Here is a 17,444-nt window from a genome sequence, read left to right as displayed (position 1 = left end):
TAAATTGGATTTTGAGGATGAGGCAGAACTCAGATTTATGGCTTCAACAAAGTGCGCGTACCGTCGTGCTGCATGGTGCTGACGATTTCGTCGGTTTCCATTTGTTCAAGAAGGCGTGCTGCGCGTTTATAGCCAATGCGGAGATGGCGCTGAACCAGAGAAATTGAGGGCCTGGAATGTTCGCGGACGATGGCCACTGCCTGTGAATACAATGGGTCAGGGCCATCGCCGAAATTTGCAATCGGGATTCCAGCATGGCTTATCGTTGCGGTCGCGCCATCCTCGCGCAGTAGATTTTCAATGCCGTTTCGAGCGGAATGTGTCTTTCCACTTGATACGACGGCGGCTTCTGCATCCGCCTCGCCACCAAGCGCGGACACCAGGTCGTTCAGCATCTTGTTGAGCTCGCCGGACATCAGCACCACGTCGGCATCGAATCGCTCATCATCGTTCTGGCTGGTGCCGTCCTGCCCTTCCTTGAGCACATCCAGCGGCGTGACGCGTTTGATTGTCAGCGACTCGGTCAGCATGAATGAAATGTGATCCGACCAGGTCATGGCCAGCCGAGTGCATTGCTTGCCGGTGGCGATGTGGCGACGCGAATCGTCGGCGTCCAGCGTGTGGCGGATGTACCGCACCGTGGCCTTGCCTTCGCCGGCTGCGCGCAGTTCGGTGTCCTGGTCGACCGTGAAGCCGTGCGGCGCTTCATCTGATGCCAGCCAATTGGTCATCGAGGTCAGCGGCGAGTGCGCGGTACGCAGGCCGGAAATCTGCAATTTATCGACCGATGCCAGCAGCAGCTTGAGGACTTCCTCGGCCTTGCTCGGGCTGGCGGCGTCGATCACCAACCAGCCATTGACCGGGTCGATCCAGACCCAGGTGCTGCGCTGGATGCTGAATGCTCGCGGCAAAAGTTCATCGGTGACTTGCTCCTTCAGATCTTTGAGCTGCTTGCGGCCTGGTGCAAAGCCTTGCTGCTCTTCAATCTCGGCGGCGCGCGCCTTGGAGACCTGGTTGACGACGGTGGCCGGCAACAATTTCTTTTCCGTGCCGAGCAGGATCATCATCTGGCGATTGACGGTATGCACCAGCATGCCGTTCTCGCGCGGCGACAGCCAGCCCTGGCTTTGCAATTCCAAGCTGCTGCACTTGGCGAAAGCCTGCGGCGCCAGGAAGGTTTCCAGCTGTGCGGCTGAAATTGCCCACGGCGCCGGGATTCGGTAAATCTGGAGGTTCTTGAAAAACATGTTCGATACCCTTTGGATGCGGTGTTAAAAGTTTGATTTCATGACGCGCCGCGCTTGCCTGAGCGCCGGGAGGAATTGTTCGCCGCTGCTGCGATAGAAGCGGAAGAGGTAGTAGAACGTCCTCATTTTGGATGCCTCAATTCGGCATGGCATGCGCGCTTGAACGCTAGACGGCTGCTGTCGTCATCGGGCCAGCCGTCAGCGTTGCAGAGGTCTGCGCGCTGGGTTTGAATGTCGGCTTCAATTTCTTCCGGAGTAGGGGCCGCGTACTCGCCGGCGTTGTCTGCCAGCGCATAGCCGACTCCAATGGTTGCGATAAAGGCGATGGCGCCGAGAATGTCGCGCAAGGTGTTCATTTGGTCCTTTCGCTAATACCAAAAGTGGCGATGATCGTCTTCACCTCAGTTAAAGAAACATCGAACGCCGCGCCATCAACCCAAAGACACGCAGATTCGCGTTCGATCTCAATATCGGTGCGCGCGATGCTCCCAGACCTATAGGCCAAGGATGTCGAGCCTTTGAAGAGCGAAGCCGTGAGCGAAGTGCCAGTCGACGACAATAGAAGGTCAACACCGCGTACCGTCGACTTCACCCTCAGAGTTTTGCGCACGTCTGGTGGCGGCGTAATTGGCGTGCAGTCGATACTCATGCAGCACCCACTTTTTCTCCGCAAAACGGGCAGTAAGAAAAAAACATGTTCGTCACTGTGCCTTTGGCGCTTGAAAATCCCTTTTTGCTTCCCTTGATCCGGAATGGGATAAACAATTTCGATTCGACTGATTCGCCGAATACGATGGCTTTACCCAAACATTCGACCTGAACATCATCGCCAGCCACGGGCTTGTAATGCTCGATGAGGGCTTTTGATGTTTCATCGAGGCAGTTGCAGTTGCTCATCGTGCTTCCTCAATCATCTTGTCGAGCTTGGCTTCCAATTGCTTACGAGTCGGCGCGCTGCCGTCCCAGCACATCTCGGTCAGGAACTGCTGAGCGTGTTTGCCGGTGACCAGGTTGATCAGGGTTTCGTAGCGGAGGGCAGTAAGGTCGATCGCTGGGCTGTTAAATGCATCAACAGACTGGCGGTGATCGATGCGGACGACGTCGCCGAGCGAAGTCGCGGCACGCTGCCTTGCGACATCAATTGCGCGGCGCAAGGTGGCGGCATCCGACGAGGTGCCGGCGTGATCGCGGATAACGATGCGGGTACCAACCCATACGAGGTGATTCAAATTCGCCTCGCACCAATCGACCCGGGCCGTGTCCAGGTCGTTTTTTGACTGTCGCGCTTGATCTTGCTGGAAAGCCGCAATGCGATTTACGTCTATTGCCTGATTTTTCATGTGCTCACCTTTGCTGTTGCAGTGCTGTAGGCAAATAATAGTCCGACTATTATAAATAGTAAATAGTCGGACTATTAAATAATGAAATATTTTTAAATATGTTGCGAAATGGAAAAATGACCGTGTGAACGGTCATTGCAGAAGATTTGGGAAGGGAGGGCAGCGCGGTTGCTGGGATCGCTGGGCCGCGCCGCTGTTTGTGAGTATTTAAGTGTGCTCTAGCGCTTCGAAAATGACGCGCTCGATTTCTTTATGGCGGGTCTGAATTTTCGAGTGCCGATCGAGATTGAATGCCGAGTTTGGGCGTGCTGATTGAGGTAGTTCATGTTGGTTGAGTTGAGCCCAAAGGCGAACATCCTGCAACACCGTCCACAATTCAACAACGTACTTGCGTTCCTCTTCCAGGAGTGGAAGAAGGTCACGAAGGCCGAACGCTATCACTGAGCCTGACTTGCTCTCCATGCGATTGATCATAATTGAACCTCATCTACTGTTGATACCGAGATGCGCCCGCTGATCGGACGCCGGGGAAGTTTCCCCGACGTTGCCAGCCGGACGTGCCGCGTGGGATAGGTCAGCGCGCAGCGACTTTCTTCTGTGCTGCTTTTTGTGAATCAGGAACGATGGCGTAGTCTGCTGGATTGCCGGAGTCCGTCGGGTTTGTGATTACCGCTTGCAACTCGGGTGACATCGGCCAGTTCAGATTTATGCCCTTTGGGGGAATCGGTGAAAGGAACCATTTTTTGTAGATGCGCGTTATCTCGCCAGACTTGAATACTTGAGCAATCGAGCCGTCAACAACGCGCTTAAAGTCCGGGTCATTGCGCCGTTGCATCATGCCAAGCGGCTCAACAGAAAGCGGTTCCTTTGTGATCACCAGATCTTCGGGGGATTTGCTGCTAGCTCGTAATGAAGTCAGAACAATGTCGTCCTGCGCATATGCGGCCGCGCGGCCGCTTTCCACCATCAAAACACCTTCGGCGGTATCCCTCACGGTTACTAGGTTCATTCCCAGATTTTGAGAGCCATTCAGCACAGTGAGCTGTTTCAAGTATGACGATCCTGACGTAGCAGCGACGGTTTTCCCTTTCAGGTCCACCAGGTTGCGCACATTAGAAGTGGGTTTGGTAATAAATCTTCCCGAAGTCACGAAAACAGTGGGTGTGAAATCGACCTGGCTGTGACGTTCGACGTTGTTTGTAGTGTTGCCGCACTCGAGATCGATTGTGCCATTTGCCAAGAGCGGGATGCGGGTCGACGGCGTCACCGGAATCATCTTCACATCGAGTCTACTCAGGCCCAGCTTGCGTTGAACAGCATTGACCACCTTCATGCAAAGGTCAACCGTATATCCCTGGTACGATTGATGATCGTCAAGATAGGAGAACGGTACTGTGAAGTCTCGCACTCCCAATGCGATTGATCCGGTCTCATTAATTTTTTTCAGCGTACCTGTTAGCTCCTGGGCCTGCACGTTGATCGCAGTGACACTGGAAGCTAGCAAGATCGTAGCGCAGATGAATTTCATTATTATTCCCTCTAGTTTTTTCCTCGCGTGACAGTGGCTGTCTATTTTGCGAATAGTTGGTTCAAGTCCTTAAATGCCTTGAATTCAAGAGCATTTCCTGATGGGTCATAAAAAAACATTGTTGCTTGTTCGCCAGGCTCACCCTTGAATCTAATGTAGGGTTCGATGACGAATTTGATTTTCTCCTCCTTGAGTTTTGCAGCAAGGGCTTCCCATTGCGCCATGCTCAGTACAACTCCGAAATGCCGAACTGGTACTTCCTTGCCATCCACGGCACCAGTCGAAGCGATTGACGTTTCAGTGGGAGCCAGGTGAGCAACGATCTGATGGCCGTAAAGGTCAAAGTCGATCCATGCATCTGAACTTCTTCCTTCCGGGCAGCCTAAAAGGCCGGCGTAAAAGCTTCGAGCTTCTGGGAGGTCGTTAACGGGGAAGGCCAGGTGAAACGGTGGAATGATTTTGTCAGTCATGAATATCCTCTTTATGTTTTATTTGAAACGGATTCACAGAATAAGCGAATGAAAAAGCGATGTAAAATGATTAATTTTCAGGCTTAGCATAGAAATATTTGGTGCTCATGATTCGATACCTAAAAACATTTATCGCTGCGGCTAAGTCAAGTTCGTTCTCCGTTGCCGGAGCGCAGATTGGGCTGACGCAATCGGCCGTGAGTTCGCAAATCAAGCGGCTTGAGGATGAATTCCACTGCGAGTTGTTCGATAGAACTGCGAAGTCCGTGATCTTGAGTCCGACGGGGCGCAATCTGCTTCCGCTGGCGTTGGAGATCATCGCACTGTATGAAAAAATGAAGGCGGCGGCCGGGTCGTTGGATATTGGAGGCAATATCCAGATCGGTGCAATCACCAGCGTTCAAACAGAGTTGCTTGGGGATGCCCTACAAATGTTGAAGAAGCAATTTCCTCGCGTGGAAGTCAACATTGTTCCCGGCATGTCGATGCACATCATGGCAAAGATCGACTCTGGTGACATCGATATGGGGATAATTCTCAAGCCGCAGCAAATGCCAAAAGAGCACCACTGGGAACCGATTCTCAGTGAGCCATATGCCGTTATTGCGCCAGTGGGGTCGACTGAAAAAAGGCTGCAAGACCTAATGAAGAAGTATCAGTTCATCCGATACAATCGTTTCTCGACGGGTGGCCGGCAGGTCGATCAGTTCTTGAAGAAACACAGGATTTCCGTGAACGAGGGAATGGAGTTAGACGAGCCTGCGGTAATAATTAAAATGGTCGAACGAGGCCTTGGCGTGTCGATCGTTCCGCTGTGGCTAGCGATGGACAGAATGCCTGCTTCGGTGCGCATCGTGTCACTTGGGAAGGCCGTCTTCCACAGGGAAATTGGAATACTCGAGCATCAGCGTTCGTTGAGCAACCCGTTATCTGTTTTCATGCACTACGCATTGCGTGAAGCCGCAAAAGGCGTTCAAAAGCGCGTCGCCGATACCGGCCTATTTTTCTAAGTGAATTTCTTGCCTGTCCACGCAAAGACCACTCGATAGTGGATTCGAATGTTATCGAGGCTGGATCGGGGGACGATGTACGGCTCATACTGCTTGTTGTCAGAGATGATCGCAATGTCGCCGTTCGGTCGGCGCTCAATCCGGCGCGTGAACACTTCATCCGTCATTTGAAAGCCGTAAATCCCACCACTCTCTTTGATTCGAGTTACGCCGCGATCAATCAAGAGCAGATCTCCATCGCTGTACGTTCCATCCATGCTATTACCAACTGCCGGCGTCAACGCCAGGTCTTTGAGCGCTGAAAACTTGACGTTGTTTTGGAGGAATGACTTTGAAACAGTCATCTTTCGAATAGAAAAATCGGAATCGCGCTCCGCATCTTTCGCGGCTGTGCCGAGCTCAGACGGTGAATAAAGCCTGATTTCGACGTTATCCGGCGAGTCGGGCATATCGGCACCATTTGCCAGTGCGGCATAACCGCCCGTGCTTTTTTGTAGCGAGTCGACGCGCTGAGCAAGACTTGGGCTGATGTCTTCCAACCGAGCACCAAGGGCTTCGGCAAATTTCTGCACGGCGGTCAGATTCAACGGAATCTTGCCGTTCATATATTGAGTAATCGTCCCCTGGGTTTTCCACCCACACATAAAGGCTAGCTTCTCCTGAGTGAGGCTAGGGTCAGTTTCTTTACGTCGCAGAAACAACGACTTCAATCGCGTCGCGTCCTGAATCTGCTCGTCGGTGAGTGGTTTGGCTGGCATTTGGCAAGATTAATAGTATTACTTCTATTTCTCAAATAGCCTTACTATTGACTATAAATAATAGTCCGACTATTATCTAGGCGAATCGCCATTAACTTACGAAGGCACAGCCACAGCATGCACCTCGGTACTTACTTGAAAAAAGCCGGCCGCTCTCAAACCGAATTTGGGTCCACGTTGTCCCCACCGGTATCACAGGGGCAAATGAGTCAGTGGATTCTCGGGAAAACCCGAATCACGCTGGACTATGCCTTGCAGATCGAACCGGAAACCGGTGGCCTGGTCACTCCGCAAGACTGCGCAGATATGTATGTCGGCGCCGACAAGTAATTGTCGATGAATGAAGAGTAGTTCTTTTTCGGAAATTAATCATGTTCCTTGATCCACACGAAAGCGCAATCGCCTCCTTGTCCCGTCATATCAACGCGTGGAAGAAGCGCTCCGGCATGAGTAACGCGACGATTGCAGATGAGATTGTGAAGGCGCACGACCGCATTGGCGGCCCGGTCCGTACAGGCATCCGCTTTGAGTCGCACAGTTCCGACGAGTACAACCGAATGAAGGCAAATTCGGCGCGGATCTGGCGCTGGCTGGATGACGTGACGGACGACAAGAACCTGCTGAACGCCAATTTCCTGCCGTCCGTGGTGGCGGCGCTCCCTCCTGATTTGAAGATCAGCTTCTGGAACGAGTACCTGGCGCACGACGGCTTATGTGTCACCGGCGTGGACGCAGCGGAGCAGGGCGAGTTTCACATCCATGACTTGGCTCGGATCATGAAGGAAGACTCGGAGGCCCACCAAGCATGCGCAAAGGTCATCGAAACCCCTGACCTGGCCACGCTGCAACTGGCGAAAAAGGAAATCGACGAGGCCATCGAGATGAAGAAACACGCCGGCCGCATGATCGGCGCCATGATCCGCGCCAAGTCGTTCCTTGGCAGGATCTGCCATCCACGCCGCGCGCGGGAGGTACAGCGATGAATGATGTGCGCCACGTCCTCCAGGCTGCTTTTTGGCTTTCCTGTATCTACGCTTTGCTCTCTCTCAAGGTGCCTTCATGAAAACTCAAGTCGCTGCGACATCAAAACAGGCCTTTCGGGGTTTGATTAACTCCAATCTCCCAGACCGCGAGCGCGAAGTGATGGCGCTGTTCACCGGCTACGACGTGGAGCTGAGCCGGAAACAGATCTGGAAGCAGCTTTGCGCGCAGCAAGGTGATCGCGCGCCGGGCGAGGGCGGGACATGCGGCCGCGTGAATGCGCTGGTCAACGTCAAGAAACTGCTCGTCAGCCGCGGCGAACGCATCGATCCAACAACCGGTAAGCCCCAGGAACTCTTGGGTTTGCCCGTCGCCAACCAACTACAGCTTTTCTCATGAACGCACACCCACTCGCCACGCTAAAGTTTCGCGAAAACACAAACAGGTCGGTGCCGATGGGTGCCAACCGCAACTGCAGCATTTGCAAGCAGTTCAAAAGGCAGCTGGGCGGCCGGATGCTGACTGCGCCGAATGCGCGCGTGAAGCGCTGGGCGTGCGGGGACTGCGCAGAATGAGCGTGAAAATCCTTGTCGGTGATTCCCTCACGATATTGCGCACGCTGCCTGACAATTCGGTTCATTGCGTCGTGACATCGCCGCCGTACTGGGGTTTGCGCGACTACGGTGTCGCCGGCCAGCTTGGCCTGGAGTCCTCGCCCGCCGAGTTCATCGCCAACATGGTCGGGGTCTTTGAGGAGGTGCGCCGCGTCTTACGGCCGGATGGTACTTGCTGGGTGAACATGGGGGATAGCTACGCTACAGGTGCCGGTAGAGTCGGGAGTCACCCAGGTGGTGGGGTCCAGGGGGAAGCATGGCGCGGCGCGCGCGGCGGCCATGAAGGCAAACACGAATACAGTGTTGGCGCCCGAGGAACTGGATCGCTTACACAGCCTAATCGTATGCCTCAACCGGGGCTGAAGCCAAAAGACCTTTGCATGATGCCGCACCGTCTCGCCATCGCTTTGCAAGATGCTGGCTGGTGGGTCCGTCAGGATATTGTCTGGTCAAAACCGAACCCAATGCCGGAAAGTGTGCGTGATCGCTGCACTAAGGCGCACGAATATATTTTCCTCCTTACCAAATCGGAACGCTATTTTTATGACGCCGAGGCGATCAAAGAGCCTGTAGTTGGCGATCCTGATTCACCCCGCAATCGTTGGGATAGTAAGGATTACGACGTTCCGGGTCAGAAACCACAGAAGCGAATCGCGCGCGGCGTCGGATTTGGTCATGGAACAGACGCGAATGCTAGGCAACGCGGGCGGGTTAAGGTGAAGGTTCCTGGCGGGTGGGATCGCGGGGCCGGCAGCCACGGTACGATTCATCGCGAGGGACGCACCGACGCGGAGTACCAGGATGCCAAGGTTTCTGACAAGCGGAACAAGCGCAGCGTCTGGACGATGGCGACAAAATCGTTTGCTGAAGCGCATTTTGCAACATTCCCGCCGGAGCTGCCTGAGACATGCATCAAAGCTGGCTGCCCAATCGGTGGTGTAGTCCTCGATCCATTCTTTGGCGCCGGCACTACCGGTTTGGCTGCGGACCGCCTGCAGCGCGAATGTATCGGGATCGAATTGAACCCGGTTTATGCCGAGATCGCCCGCAAGCGCATTCAAGCCGATTCCACGTTGTTTGCTGATGTGCGAGTGGCCGCATGAAGCGTCACAAGCCCATGAAGCGCACTGGGTTTGTCGCAAAGCCCAAGCCGGTTTCCGGCCTGCTGCGCAAGTCCAACTTGGGCGAATCAGCAATGCGTTTGCCGAGCACTCCCAAGCTGACGCAGCGGAAGCCGATCAAGGTCCGGCGCCAGAAGCTGTCGAAAATCCGTGCCTCCGCGCGCGATCAGGACTGCACACTGCGATTTCCGGTCTGTAACGGTCGCAATGAAACGACTGTGCTGTGCCATAGCAACCTGCTGGAGGACGGTAAGGGCATGGGGCTGAAGGCACCGGACGAGTGTGGTGCCTTCGGTTGCAGCGCCTGCCATGACGTGCTGGACGGCCGCGCGCCGCGCCCAGTCGGTTTCACCTACGACCAAATGATTTCCCGATTTCGCCAGGCTGTCGCCGCGACGCATGTCGTTTTGCGCCACCTGGGTTTGTTGAAAGCTGAATGATGAGTATAGAACTGATACGCCGCGCTCTGAATTGCCAGCTGCCGGCCGGACAAAAGGACGTGCTGCTTTCGTTGTGCGATATGGCTAATGAGCATAACGAGTGCTGGCCGGCCATTACGCAAATCAGTCGGCGCTGCGGTACCGGTCCCCGGATCACGCTACAGCACCTTGCCGACCTTGAGGCAGCGGACCTTATTGTGCGCCGCGCTCGATCAGACTTCGCGCCGGTCTACACAATCACGCTCCCGAAGGATGCGATATGAGTATCGCGTTGATGACTCTGGCCTGGAAGATGGACATGCAATCAGGCCGCAAGATGGTTCTGCTGGCCATGTGTGACAGTGCCAACGACGAAGGCAAGTGCTGGCCGTCGATTGAAGCGTTGATGACGAAGTGCAGCATGGGGGAGCGCACGATTCAACAGCACCTTGCCGGGATGGAGTCGGACGGCATTATTAAGCGGGACATGAGGGCAGGGCGTAGCACGGTGTACAACATCGACCCCCGCAAATTATGCACCCCCGCAGAATCTGCACCCCCGCAAATTTCGCACCCCGCAGTTTCTGCACCCACCCCCGCAGCATATGCACCCCAACCCCCGCAGAATCTGCACCCCACCCCCGCAGATTTCGCACCCAGAAACACCAAGGAACCATCAAAGGAACCTTCAAAGAAACGTAAGGTGGCACGCGGTTCCCGCCTGCCCGCCGACTGGAAGCTTTTGGGAAAACACGCCAAGGCTGCGCTGGAGATTGAACCGAAGTGGACGGAGGCTGACATCCGCCTGATTGGCGACAAGTTCAAGGACCACTGGATCGCCGCCAGCGGCAACGGCGCTTGCAAACTTGACTGGGGCGCTACTTGGCGCAACTGGTGCCGCAACGAGCAGCAGCGGGGCAACGCCGTTCGGCCCACCTCGCACGGCGCTTGGTTCGCAACGGAGCAATCTGTGGCGGCGAAGGGCGCGGAGTTCGGCCTGAAGGCCTACCCAGGCGAGTCGGCGTTCACGTTCAAGGCCCGGGTGCAAGCGGTGATCGATAACGGCGGTGTCGTGCCGATCGTGGTGTCCGGCCAGGCAGTGACGCCGCGGCCACAGCCAGAGGCTGACCCGAAAGCGCAGGTTTCGCCAGAGAACCGCAAAGCTGCCCTGGACGCTGTACGGAAACTGAAACCGAAGGGCTTCGATGCGCCGCCGCCATGAAATGCATCCTTTGCACACATCTGAACCTGCAGGCCGACGTACCGATGGCGAAGCTGGGTTTTGGGAAATGCCGGGTTGACTCCCAGCGCGCGCATTCGGTGAGTTTCCGGATTGAGCGGGTTTGCAAAGATTTTGCTCAAGTCGGCGAGGCGACGGCGATTGAGCGCACTACCTGGTCAGAAAACAACCTACTTGCAAGAAAACTAAGGAACTGAATTTTGAGCAATGCAATTCGCAAATGGCCGCGACAGCTTTCCGGAACGACACCAGTGTCAAGAAAAATGCCACGCCGGCCTGCAAAGGGACCGTCACCAATCGAAGAGCTCTTCAATTTTCAGGTGCGGGCGTTGCAGTTGCCGGTGGTGACGCGCGAACACCAGTTCCACCCGACGCGCGAATGGCGGATCGATTTTGCCTGGCCCGACCGTAAGCTGGCGATTGAGATCGAGGGCGGTATCTGGACACAAGGCAGGCACACGCGCGGCGCCGGAATGCGCGCCGACATGGAGAAGTACAACGCGATGGCAGAAATGGGCTGGGCGTTGCTCAGGTTCGACAGCACTGCTGTTTCGAGCGGTGCGGCAATCAAGCAGGTTGAGAGATTTTTTCAGGAGAATAGGAAATGACGGCCACCAAGAAGCGCAACAAACCCTATCGGGCCAAATCCCTTGGCGAAAACATCAAGCTGAAGATGCAGCCCTGGAAGGTAAATGCGGTATTCGGTCCGCTCCTAGCCATCATCGACCAGCTGGAGCAGGACGGCACCATCGACACGACCGCACGCGGCCAGGCGGTGTATTGCGATCGCAGCGATGGGGTTTGGTACGACTCGTCCATTGCCATCATGGGAGTGGTGGAAGCCTATGAGATTCACGAGCGTAGGACAGGCTGCGTCTTGACTCTCGACCCATTGCGGCAGCTAGCCAACAAACTCAAGTACGCCGCCCCCGTGTTTCCTGCTGACACGTTGGCAGTTCGGGAATGCCTCTCCCGCATGCGTACCGAGACCATCGAGATGACGGCCGGCTATGCGCGCGACCTGATCAAGGATTTTCAGATCATGGAAGAACTGCAAAAGGTGGTTACATGAGCGCGAACGCATCGACCTCAGAACTACACGACACCATTGAAACCATGATCTTGTTCCACGACTGGCGCAACGGTGGCTCATCATCAAGGCCGGATTTGGAGAAAGTCACGGCGGCTATCGATCACTCCATCAGCGTGCTGATGCAGGTTGAGAACCTGATTCAGCAACGTGGCCGGCATAACACCGAGATTGCGTTCATGGGTTTGGCTAACGCGACTCGCACAGTAGTTCCGCCCGTAGCGGATCTTTTTCAAAGCAGCAATAAACAGTCCACAGGTGAGAAATGACTCAATTATTCAGCAACAGCCACGAAGCACTTGTGTTTGCGTTTAACTATTCGTCGCAGCAGTACGCGTTGTCACCAATGTCAAAAATGATGCAGCTTGGTGCCGTCGGTACCGGCAAAGGTTTGGTATCGATCGACGGTGCTGCGCAATCCGGATTTATCCGGAAACAGGTAGAGTCACTGAGTGAAGTTCACAAAGCATGTATCGTGGCCCGATACTCGCCGCGCTTTGAAGAATGCCCATGTTGCGGGAACAAGGATAAGGCGGTGCAGGAATATAAAGAGGCTATCGCGACCCTTAGCCAATGGGCGGTGAGCTGTTTCAGTGGCTTGTCGACGCGAGTAGCGCGCGAGTACATTATCCGATCCTATTACGAAAAAGGCTTGAGTATTTCTCGCGTGGCAGAGCGAACAAAAATTGGGAAGAGTACGCTTTACGACTACAAGTCCAAGATCATCGAACGTCTGAAAGACGTTGACCACGAAGCGCAAGTTGCAGTTGGGGATTTAGTTGGCACGATGATTCAGTACGAAGAAGTCGCTTAGTTCAGTTGCAGAGGGCCAGGTTCTGATGCTGGCGCTTCTGCCTGCGTGCTGAGGATGCCACCCAGTTGTCGCGCATGTTCGCGAGGGATCACGTAGTGAAGCCATCCATAGCGAGGATCTCGGATGTGCAGGATTGAATTGCCTTTCTGAACTTCCGGTTCGGAACTCCAAGCTGGATGTGGCACTGCCTCAAAAGTTTGACCAAAGGGCCAGCGACTCGAATGTTGATCGGTCATCAGAGCGCGAAGATCGCCAAGATTTCGCAGCATCTCGTCCACTTGAGAGCCATTCAATTTGAAAGCCATTGGCGGGTTTGTGGAGATGGTGAACAGAATAGATTTCCGGTCTGCATCGAGTTCCCAGTTGATTTCATCCAATGCCATCCCCCCTTTTTTAAAGTGTAAGCAAGTGTAACATTGGATGGCCAATAGTTGCCACAGGAGCAAAAAAGCTAACGTCTGTATGTGTGAAAAAGTGAAGGGATTCGTTAGATTTTTGTTGCACCGGAAAAAACAGTCCGGTATAGTCCGTTTTCATATACACGTCATCGGTGCGACCAGTTGAATTGATGGCGGATATTTGAGTAGATTCTTTAAGTCGCAGTCACTTTGCAGATAGCACTGGAATGCGCGAATCTCCTCAAGTATCAAAAATTCTAAAAACTCGCTTCGGCGGGTTTTTTTGTTTATGATTCACTGTCCTTAGCTGATTGGGGAGCGTTGTTTCGATAGTCAGCGAGGAGATTAGCCAGCACGATCTTTCGTAAAAGTGACTGCTCCTCGCCGCTGGCACCAAATTTCAAAGCCTCGTACCTTCATTGGTCCGAGGCTTTTTTGCATCTGAAGGCTGGGCTTATCGCGGATGTGGCCATAGGGCACTTGATCAGAAATCGAGTTGCGCTGGTGTGATGCCGAGCGCGGCTGCGATCTTGTTGATTGTGGCAGGGCGCAAGTTCTCGCTGCCTTCTTGTTTTGCATACGAAGGTTGCGAGATACCCAGCCGGCCTGCAACATCTGCCTGTGTCAGCTTCAGATGTTCGCGCCAGGCACGGACAGGACTTGCCCCATCGACGGTGGCGCTAACGACTTCGTGAGGGATCAAGTCACGGTCTTGCTCGTAAGCCCGCAGGTATTCATCGTAGGGCATCACAACAAAGGCCGGTTTCCCGTCCGGCCCGTTGATCATTTGGATGTTAGTAGGTGCGTTCATCGCGTTTCCTCACTTCTTGAATTTCAACAATTTTGATTTCGCCTGACCAGTCAAACAGCACTCTGTAGTTGCCTACTCTAAGCCGGTATCCATATTCATGCTTGGTCAGAGCCTTGACGTTCTGGCAGTCGGGCATGGCTGCCAATGTACTAACTGCATCACGAATCGGGCCTCTGATTGGCGCGTCCATCTTGCGGAGTTGCTTGGCTGCTTTGGGTGTCCATTTGATCGAGTTCATGTTTATGATTATAGCCTATTTATAGCTTTAGTCAATATAAGGCTATAAATAAATCCCCCGTGCAGTGCTGAGTTATGCGAGGTGAATCATTTCGTTATCACTCCTCTTTATCAATTGGGTTTGCAATGAATAAATCTTCTATCCGGATTGTGAGTAACGGCACCTCTTTAGGTACGAAGGTGTACACGGCAAACGGTCACGAGATCAAAGGCATCAGCAAAATAGTGATCCAGGAGATAAAGCACGGCAGTGGCGTGCGCGCGTCGCTTGAGTTCGCGTCGGTCGATCTGGACATGGAGGCCGTTACTGACGTTCAGCCAGTACTGTCCTCCAGTCCGAAAGCAATGACGGTGTCGAGCATCGATGTGAAGTTGAATGTCGATGGGCTGGACGATGTCGAGATCAGGACCGCAAAAATTCTGTCCCAATGGGAGCGAATCCACCTGATAGCACAAGAGAGTGCCGCGCCGACCGCGTAAGCCGTGTGCTGCTCCTGGCTGCGGGGCATTGGTAGACGGCGCGGAGCGCTGGTGTCCCAAGCATCAAAAGCTGCGCCAGCTTGAGGATCGGACGCAGCGAGGCACGGCGCACGAACGAGGTTACACAAGTGCATGGACCCGAGCACGGGCGCACTACCTGAGGGCGCACCCGCTCTGTGTTCATTGTGAACGCGAAGGCATCGTCACCGCCGCGACGGTCGTTGACCACATCACGCCGCCCCGCCTGCGGGAGGCAATGGGAAGCAAGGATGTTGGGTTAATCGCACGGGCAAAGGCGCTGTTCTGGGACAGCTTGCGAAACTGGCAGTCGCTTTGCAAGCGCCATCACGACATCAAGACTGCGACCGAAGACGGCGGGTTTGGGCGGAAAGTAAAGCACTGATATATGGAAGCATGGAAGCCGAAACGTTGGTGGCGCAACATAGGTGCGCTTGACGTTGTCGGGCGCGGTCGTCTGTGTGCTATCTGTGGCGGCGGCGATCATCACGAAGAACATTGCGACGACGCACCTGAGGCGTCGCACGAGCCAGAGGCCCACGCGGGCCAGGATGGTGGCGCCGACGGCACCTCGGACCTCTCAAGGGGGTAGGGGGAGTCAAAAGTCTGGGGGCGAACGTCCGCGAGACCGTCAGCTTAGTAATTTTTTTATTTCCACAAAATGAAATTTCAAAAGGGTTGATTTATGGCAAGGCCAAGAACCCCATCCAACGTGCTGCAAATGCGTGGCGCATTCGATAAGAATCCGAAGCGCGGGCGCGAGCGGGACGGTGAGCCTGAGCCAAATGGTGAAATTGGCGATCCTCCGGACGGCATGAGTGACGGCGCAAAAAAATGCTGGTTCGAAATCGTTGGCTTGCTGGCGCCTGGCGTTCTGTGCCGTTCGGATCGCTTATCGCTTGAGATGGCGGCCGAACTTCTCGCACAAATGCGGGATATGAAATGGATGGTGCCGGCGGCAGTGCTGACGCGTTACGAAACGCTGATCGGCAAATTCGGCATGACGCCATCTGATCGCTCGAAAGTGTCGGTGCCAAAGACCCAGACAGCAAATCCGTTCGCCAAGCTGATCAAGAAAGGAAAGTAAGCGTGTTCAATGGCCAATCCACATGTAACGGCGGCAAATCGCTACGCGCGCGAAGTCGTAGCGGGAAAGATTGTCGCGTGCAAGTGGGTGAAGTTGGCCTGCAAGCGCCACCTCGATGACCTAGAGTCCGCGAAGAAGAAAACATCGAAGTATTTCTTTGATGCTGAAGCTGCAGATGACGTTTGCTCGTTCATTGAATTGCTGCCCCATACAAAAGGCAAGTGGGCAAAAACTAAAGAATTGATTGTGCTTCAGCCGTGGCAGAAATTCATTTTCTGCGCTCTGTTCGGCTGGAAGCATCGCAAGAACAAGCGGCGGCGGTACCGCAAGGCGTACATTGCCGTGCCGCGGAAGAACGGTAAGTCGATTCTGGCCGCCGGTATCGCGTTGTATATGTTCGCCGCTGACGGCGAGTTCGGCGCCGAAGTGTATTCCGGCGCGACTACCGAGAAACAAGCCTGGGAGGTATTCCGGCCGGCCAAGCAAATGATTCAGCGCACTCCCGAGCTGGCGGACGCCATCGGCGCGGAAGTGTGGGCAAAGATGCTGCTAACGCCCGCCGACGGTTCGAAATTTGAACCAGTCATCGGTAAGCCAGGTGACGGTTCATCGCCATCGTGCGCGATCGTCGATGAGTACCACGAGCATGATTCGTCTGACCTGGTCGACACGATGGAAACCGGCATGGGGGCACGCGACCAGCCGTTACTGGTTGAGATCACCACGGCCGGTTACAACATTGCCGGGCCATGCTACGAACAGGAGCTGGACGCTAAGAAGGTGCTGGAAGGTGCCCTTGAGCAGGACGAACTGTTCGCGATCATTTACACGGTGGACGAGGAGGATGCTTGGGATGATCCAAAGGCGCTGCGAAAAGCCAACCCGAACATGGGAATTTCGGTCGACCAGGACTTTTTGCTTAGCCAGCAACGCCAGGCGGTGCAGAGCGCTGCCAAACAAACCAGATTCAAGACCAAACATCTGAATATTTGGTGTTCAGCCAAAACGGCGTGGATGAACATGATCGAGTGGGGCAAGTGCGCTGATCGGACGCTGCGTCGGGAGCAGTTCATCGGCGATAAAAATTGGAAGGCACTTGATTTGGCCTCACGGTCGGATATTTGCGCAGATGTCGATTGTTTCACCAGGCAGATTGATGGCAAGACCCACTACTACCTGTTTGGCAAGTACGCGCTGCCAGAGGCGGCAATCGAGTCCGGGAGCAAGTTCAAGAATTCCTACACAAAGTGGGTGATTGAAGGCTTCCTCGATCAGCATGAAGGTGCAGAAATCGATTTCGCCATAGTGCGCGACTTGGTGCTGGCTGATATGGATGTCTATGCGCCGGAGGAGGTCGTATTCGACCCGTGGCGCGCCGCGCAGCTGGCGCAGGAGCTCATGAAAGAGGGTGCAGTTGCTGTCGAGTTCCGGCAAACGGTGCAGAACATGTCGCTGCCGATGAAGGAATTGGAGAGCGCAGTCAAGGCAGGCCGATTGCACCATGACGGCAACCCGGTGCTGACCTGGATGATGTCGAACGTGGTGGCGAAGCTGGATGCCAAGGACAACATCTATCCGCGCAAGGAAAAGCAGGAAAACAAAATCGACGGCGTGGTTGCCGCAATCATGGCGATCGCCCGGGCAATGGTCGGCGCCGAGTCCTCTCAATCAATCTACGACCAAGGTATTGGCATATGAAACTAATCGATTTCCTCACAATCGCGGCGGGAATCCTCGGATTTCTGTTGTGCGTAGGAGGTATTGCCATGGTTTCCGTGCCG

27 protein-coding genes and 1 pseudogene are annotated in these 17,444 nt (G+C 54.6%); 15 read left to right on the top strand and 13 right to left on the bottom strand.

Translation table 11 applies throughout. The features are described 5' to 3' along the window. Positions 1-35: 35 nt before the first annotated feature. The 9 genes and pseudogenes from ACIPF8_RS19155 to ACIPF8_RS19115 all read right to left on the bottom strand — a co-directional run bounded on the left by ACIPF8_RS19155 (position 36) and on the right by ACIPF8_RS19115 (position 4,585). The gene (locus tag ACIPF8_RS19155; protein ID WP_400424190.1) at positions 36-380 is read right to left on the bottom strand and encodes a DNA translocase FtsK; all 345 of its coding nucleotides are present in this window, start codon (positions 378-380) and stop codon (positions 36-38) included. Beyond that, positions 357-1,247, bottom strand: a pseudogene (locus tag ACIPF8_RS19150) (recombination-associated protein RdgC); the annotation flags it as partial. The pseudogene ACIPF8_RS19150 and the gene ACIPF8_RS19155, both read right to left, overlap by 24 nt. A 122-nt stretch (positions 1,248-1,369) precedes the next feature. Next, the gene (locus tag ACIPF8_RS19145; protein ID WP_400424012.1) at positions 1,370-1,603 is read right to left on the bottom strand and encodes a hypothetical protein; all 234 of its coding nucleotides are present in this window, start codon (positions 1,601-1,603) and stop codon (positions 1,370-1,372) included. Continuing rightward, positions 1,600-1,896, bottom strand: coding sequence for a hypothetical protein (locus ACIPF8_RS19140; protein WP_400424010.1), 297 nt, complete (start codon positions 1,894-1,896; stop codon positions 1,600-1,602). The genes ACIPF8_RS19145 and ACIPF8_RS19140 overlap by 4 nt, the downstream gene beginning before the upstream one ends. Continuing rightward, entirely contained in the window at positions 1,893-2,144 is a 252-nt protein-coding gene (locus tag ACIPF8_RS19135; protein ID WP_400424009.1) for a hypothetical protein, read from the bottom strand. Before ACIPF8_RS19135 ends, ACIPF8_RS19140 begins: the two co-directional genes overlap by 4 nt. Beyond that, positions 2,141-2,476, bottom strand: coding sequence for a hypothetical protein (locus ACIPF8_RS19130; protein WP_400424007.1), 336 nt, complete (start codon positions 2,474-2,476; stop codon positions 2,141-2,143). The genes ACIPF8_RS19135 and ACIPF8_RS19130 overlap by 4 nt, the downstream gene beginning before the upstream one ends. 318 nt (positions 2,477-2,794) lie before the next feature. Beyond that, positions 2,795-3,061, bottom strand: a complete 267-nt coding sequence (locus ACIPF8_RS19125; RefSeq protein ID WP_400424005.1) for a hypothetical protein — start codon at positions 3,059-3,061, stop codon at positions 2,795-2,797. A 100-nt stretch (positions 3,062-3,161) separates the two neighbouring features. After that, on the bottom strand, positions 3,162-4,115 hold the full coding sequence (locus ACIPF8_RS19120; RefSeq protein WP_400424003.1) for an amino acid ABC transporter substrate-binding protein: 954 nt from the start codon (positions 4,113-4,115) through the stop codon (positions 3,162-3,164). Between the two features lie 41 nt (positions 4,116-4,156). Beyond that, entirely contained in the window at positions 4,157-4,585 is a 429-nt protein-coding gene (locus ACIPF8_RS19115; protein WP_400424001.1) for a VOC family protein, read from the bottom strand. A gap of 107 nt (positions 4,586-4,692) precedes the next feature. On the opposite strand from ACIPF8_RS19115, the gene ACIPF8_RS19110 reads away from it, so the two are divergent. After that, a complete protein-coding gene (locus ACIPF8_RS19110; RefSeq protein WP_400424189.1) occupies positions 4,693-5,595 on the top strand; it encodes a LysR family transcriptional regulator in 903 nt (300 codons plus the stop codon). Here the strand turns inward: ACIPF8_RS19110 and ACIPF8_RS19105 are convergent. After that, positions 5,592-6,353 (bottom strand): helix-turn-helix transcriptional regulator, encoded by a 762-nt coding sequence (locus ACIPF8_RS19105; protein WP_400423999.1) that lies wholly within the window; start codon positions 6,351-6,353, stop codon positions 5,592-5,594. The genes ACIPF8_RS19110 and ACIPF8_RS19105 overlap by 4 nt on opposite strands. A gap of 204 nt (positions 6,354-6,557) precedes the next feature. On the opposite strand from ACIPF8_RS19105, the gene ACIPF8_RS19100 reads away from it, so the two are divergent. The 11 genes from ACIPF8_RS19100 (at position 6,558) to ACIPF8_RS19050 (ending at position 12,632) form a co-directional block, all read left to right on the top strand. Then, positions 6,558-6,683, top strand: coding sequence for a hypothetical protein (locus ACIPF8_RS19100; RefSeq protein WP_400423997.1), 126 nt, complete (start codon positions 6,558-6,560; stop codon positions 6,681-6,683). Positions 6,684-6,724: 41 nt separating this feature from the next. Then, positions 6,725-7,336 carry a hypothetical protein gene (locus ACIPF8_RS19095; RefSeq protein WP_400423996.1) on the top strand — a complete coding sequence of 204 codons (612 nt, stop codon included), beginning with the start codon at positions 6,725-6,727 and terminating at the stop codon, positions 7,334-7,336. Between the two features lie 76 nt (positions 7,337-7,412). Next, on the top strand, positions 7,413-7,733 hold the full coding sequence (locus ACIPF8_RS19090; RefSeq protein WP_400423994.1) for a hypothetical protein: 321 nt from the start codon (positions 7,413-7,415) through the stop codon (positions 7,731-7,733). A 172-nt stretch (positions 7,734-7,905) separates the two neighbouring features. Then, positions 7,906-9,051 (top strand): DNA-methyltransferase, encoded by a 1,146-nt coding sequence (locus tag ACIPF8_RS19085; RefSeq protein ID WP_400423992.1) that lies wholly within the window; start codon positions 7,906-7,908, stop codon positions 9,049-9,051. Then, positions 9,048-9,509, top strand: coding sequence for a nuclease domain-containing protein (locus ACIPF8_RS19080; protein WP_400423990.1), 462 nt, complete (start codon positions 9,048-9,050; stop codon positions 9,507-9,509). The genes ACIPF8_RS19085 and ACIPF8_RS19080 overlap by 4 nt, the downstream gene beginning before the upstream one ends. Continuing rightward, on the top strand, positions 9,506-9,772 hold the full coding sequence (locus ACIPF8_RS19075) for a helix-turn-helix domain-containing protein (RefSeq protein WP_400423988.1): 267 nt from the start codon (positions 9,506-9,508) through the stop codon (positions 9,770-9,772). Before ACIPF8_RS19080 ends, ACIPF8_RS19075 begins: the two co-directional genes overlap by 4 nt. Beyond that, positions 9,769-10,710 carry a helix-turn-helix domain-containing protein gene (locus ACIPF8_RS19070; RefSeq protein WP_400423986.1) on the top strand — a complete coding sequence of 314 codons (942 nt, stop codon included), beginning with the start codon at positions 9,769-9,771 and terminating at the stop codon, positions 10,708-10,710. Before ACIPF8_RS19075 ends, ACIPF8_RS19070 begins: the two co-directional genes overlap by 4 nt. Positions 10,711-10,928: 218 nt before the next feature. Beyond that, the gene (locus ACIPF8_RS19065; RefSeq protein ID WP_400423984.1) at positions 10,929-11,336 is read left to right on the top strand and encodes a hypothetical protein; all 408 of its coding nucleotides are present in this window, start codon (positions 10,929-10,931) and stop codon (positions 11,334-11,336) included. Beyond that, on the top strand, positions 11,333-11,800 hold the full coding sequence (locus tag ACIPF8_RS19060) for a hypothetical protein (RefSeq protein WP_400423983.1): 468 nt from the start codon (positions 11,333-11,335) through the stop codon (positions 11,798-11,800). The genes ACIPF8_RS19065 and ACIPF8_RS19060 overlap by 4 nt, the downstream gene beginning before the upstream one ends. Beyond that, positions 11,797-12,087, top strand: coding sequence for a hypothetical protein (locus ACIPF8_RS19055; protein ID WP_400423981.1), 291 nt, complete (start codon positions 11,797-11,799; stop codon positions 12,085-12,087). The genes ACIPF8_RS19060 and ACIPF8_RS19055 overlap by 4 nt, the downstream gene beginning before the upstream one ends. Next, entirely contained in the window at positions 12,084-12,632 is a 549-nt protein-coding gene (locus ACIPF8_RS19050; protein WP_400423979.1) for a hypothetical protein, read from the top strand. The genes ACIPF8_RS19055 and ACIPF8_RS19050 overlap by 4 nt, the downstream gene beginning before the upstream one ends. Here ACIPF8_RS19050 and ACIPF8_RS19045 read toward each other — a convergent pair. The 3 genes from ACIPF8_RS19045 to ACIPF8_RS19035 form a co-directional block, all read right to left on the bottom strand. After that, positions 12,629-13,015, bottom strand: coding sequence for a hypothetical protein (locus ACIPF8_RS19045; RefSeq protein WP_400423977.1), 387 nt, complete (start codon positions 13,013-13,015; stop codon positions 12,629-12,631). The genes ACIPF8_RS19050 and ACIPF8_RS19045 overlap by 4 nt on opposite strands. Before the next feature lie 499 nt (positions 13,016-13,514). Further along, complete coding sequence (locus ACIPF8_RS19040; RefSeq protein ID WP_400423976.1) at positions 13,515-13,841, bottom strand: helix-turn-helix domain-containing protein; 327 nt, start codon at positions 13,839-13,841, stop codon at positions 13,515-13,517. Further along, on the bottom strand, positions 13,825-14,079 hold the full coding sequence (locus tag ACIPF8_RS19035; protein WP_400423974.1) for a type II toxin-antitoxin system RelE/ParE family toxin: 255 nt from the start codon (positions 14,077-14,079) through the stop codon (positions 13,825-13,827). Before ACIPF8_RS19035 ends, ACIPF8_RS19040 begins: the two co-directional genes overlap by 17 nt. A gap of 125 nt (positions 14,080-14,204) precedes the next feature. Here ACIPF8_RS19035 and ACIPF8_RS19030 point away from each other — a divergent pair, with 125 nt between their 5' ends. The 3 genes from ACIPF8_RS19030 (at position 14,205) to ACIPF8_RS19020 (ending at position 17,361) form a co-directional block, all read left to right on the top strand. Continuing rightward, entirely contained in the window at positions 14,205-14,558 is a 354-nt protein-coding gene (locus ACIPF8_RS19030) for a hypothetical protein (RefSeq protein ID WP_400423972.1), read from the top strand. 703 nt (positions 14,559-15,261) lie between these two features. After that, complete coding sequence (locus ACIPF8_RS19025; RefSeq protein WP_400423970.1) at positions 15,262-15,663, top strand: hypothetical protein; 402 nt, start codon at positions 15,262-15,264, stop codon at positions 15,661-15,663. A 9-nt stretch (positions 15,664-15,672) separates the two neighbouring features. Next, positions 15,673-17,361, top strand: a complete 1,689-nt coding sequence (locus tag ACIPF8_RS19020) for a terminase large subunit (RefSeq protein WP_400423968.1) — start codon at positions 15,673-15,675, stop codon at positions 17,359-17,361. The last annotated feature ends 83 nt before the right edge of the window (positions 17,362-17,444 follow it).

Origin of the sequence: Collimonas sp. NPDC087041 (assembly GCF_044745265.1) — a bacterium.
GTDB lineage: Bacteria > Pseudomonadota > Gammaproteobacteria > Burkholderiales > Burkholderiaceae_D > Collimonas.
The sequence above is the reverse complement of the archived record's forward strand: the minus strand, read 5'-3'. Positions and strand labels throughout refer to the sequence as shown.

Excerpts from the sequence above, each read along its gene's own strand:
- ACIPF8_RS19040 (WP_400423976.1), bottom strand. The coding sequence starts at position 13,841 with ATGAACGCACCTACTAACATCCAAATGATCAACGGGCCGGACGGGAAA.
- ACIPF8_RS19090 (WP_400423994.1), top strand. The coding sequence starts at position 7,413 with ATGAAAACTCAAGTCGCTGCGACATCAAAACAGGCCTTTCGGGGTTTG.
- ACIPF8_RS19110 (WP_400424189.1), top strand. The coding sequence starts at position 4,693 with ATGATTCGATACCTAAAAACATTTATCGCTGCGGCTAAGTCAAGTTCG.
- ACIPF8_RS19055 (WP_400423981.1), top strand. The coding sequence starts at position 11,797 with ATGAGCGCGAACGCATCGACCTCAGAACTACACGACACCATTGAAACC.
- ACIPF8_RS19145 (WP_400424012.1), bottom strand. The coding sequence starts at position 1,603 with ATGAACACCTTGCGCGACATTCTCGGCGCCATCGCCTTTATCGCAACC.
- ACIPF8_RS19075 (WP_400423988.1), top strand. The coding sequence starts at position 9,506 with ATGATGAGTATAGAACTGATACGCCGCGCTCTGAATTGCCAGCTGCCG.
- ACIPF8_RS19120 (WP_400424003.1), bottom strand. The coding sequence starts at position 4,115 with ATGAAATTCATCTGCGCTACGATCTTGCTAGCTTCCAGTGTCACTGCG.
- ACIPF8_RS19125 (WP_400424005.1), bottom strand. The coding sequence starts at position 3,061 with ATGATCAATCGCATGGAGAGCAAGTCAGGCTCAGTGATAGCGTTCGGC.
- ACIPF8_RS19115 (WP_400424001.1), bottom strand. The coding sequence starts at position 4,585 with ATGACTGACAAAATCATTCCACCGTTTCACCTGGCCTTCCCCGTTAAC.
- ACIPF8_RS19020 (WP_400423968.1), top strand. The coding sequence starts at position 15,673 with ATGGCCAATCCACATGTAACGGCGGCAAATCGCTACGCGCGCGAAGTC.
- ACIPF8_RS19095 (WP_400423996.1), top strand. The coding sequence starts at position 6,725 with ATGTTCCTTGATCCACACGAAAGCGCAATCGCCTCCTTGTCCCGTCAT.
- ACIPF8_RS19140 (WP_400424010.1), bottom strand. The coding sequence starts at position 1,896 with ATGAGTATCGACTGCACGCCAATTACGCCGCCACCAGACGTGCGCAAA.
- ACIPF8_RS19025 (WP_400423970.1), top strand. The coding sequence starts at position 15,262 with ATGGCAAGGCCAAGAACCCCATCCAACGTGCTGCAAATGCGTGGCGCA.
- ACIPF8_RS19080 (WP_400423990.1), top strand. The coding sequence starts at position 9,048 with ATGAAGCGTCACAAGCCCATGAAGCGCACTGGGTTTGTCGCAAAGCCC.
- ACIPF8_RS19035 (WP_400423974.1), bottom strand. The coding sequence starts at position 14,079 with ATGAACTCGATCAAATGGACACCCAAAGCAGCCAAGCAACTCCGCAAG.
- ACIPF8_RS19070 (WP_400423986.1), top strand. The coding sequence starts at position 9,769 with ATGAGTATCGCGTTGATGACTCTGGCCTGGAAGATGGACATGCAATCA.
- ACIPF8_RS19105 (WP_400423999.1), bottom strand. The coding sequence starts at position 6,353 with ATGCCAGCCAAACCACTCACCGACGAGCAGATTCAGGACGCGACGCGA.
- ACIPF8_RS19030 (WP_400423972.1), top strand. The coding sequence starts at position 14,205 with ATGAATAAATCTTCTATCCGGATTGTGAGTAACGGCACCTCTTTAGGT.
- ACIPF8_RS19100 (WP_400423997.1), top strand. The coding sequence starts at position 6,558 with ATGAGTCAGTGGATTCTCGGGAAAACCCGAATCACGCTGGACTATGCC.
- ACIPF8_RS19060 (WP_400423983.1), top strand. The coding sequence starts at position 11,333 with ATGACGGCCACCAAGAAGCGCAACAAACCCTATCGGGCCAAATCCCTT.
- ACIPF8_RS19045 (WP_400423977.1), bottom strand. The coding sequence starts at position 13,015 with ATGGCATTGGATGAAATCAACTGGGAACTCGATGCAGACCGGAAATCT.
- ACIPF8_RS19050 (WP_400423979.1), top strand. The coding sequence starts at position 12,084 with ATGACTCAATTATTCAGCAACAGCCACGAAGCACTTGTGTTTGCGTTT.
- ACIPF8_RS19085 (WP_400423992.1), top strand. The coding sequence starts at position 7,906 with ATGAGCGTGAAAATCCTTGTCGGTGATTCCCTCACGATATTGCGCACG.
- ACIPF8_RS19135 (WP_400424009.1), bottom strand. The coding sequence starts at position 2,144 with ATGAGCAACTGCAACTGCCTCGATGAAACATCAAAAGCCCTCATCGAG.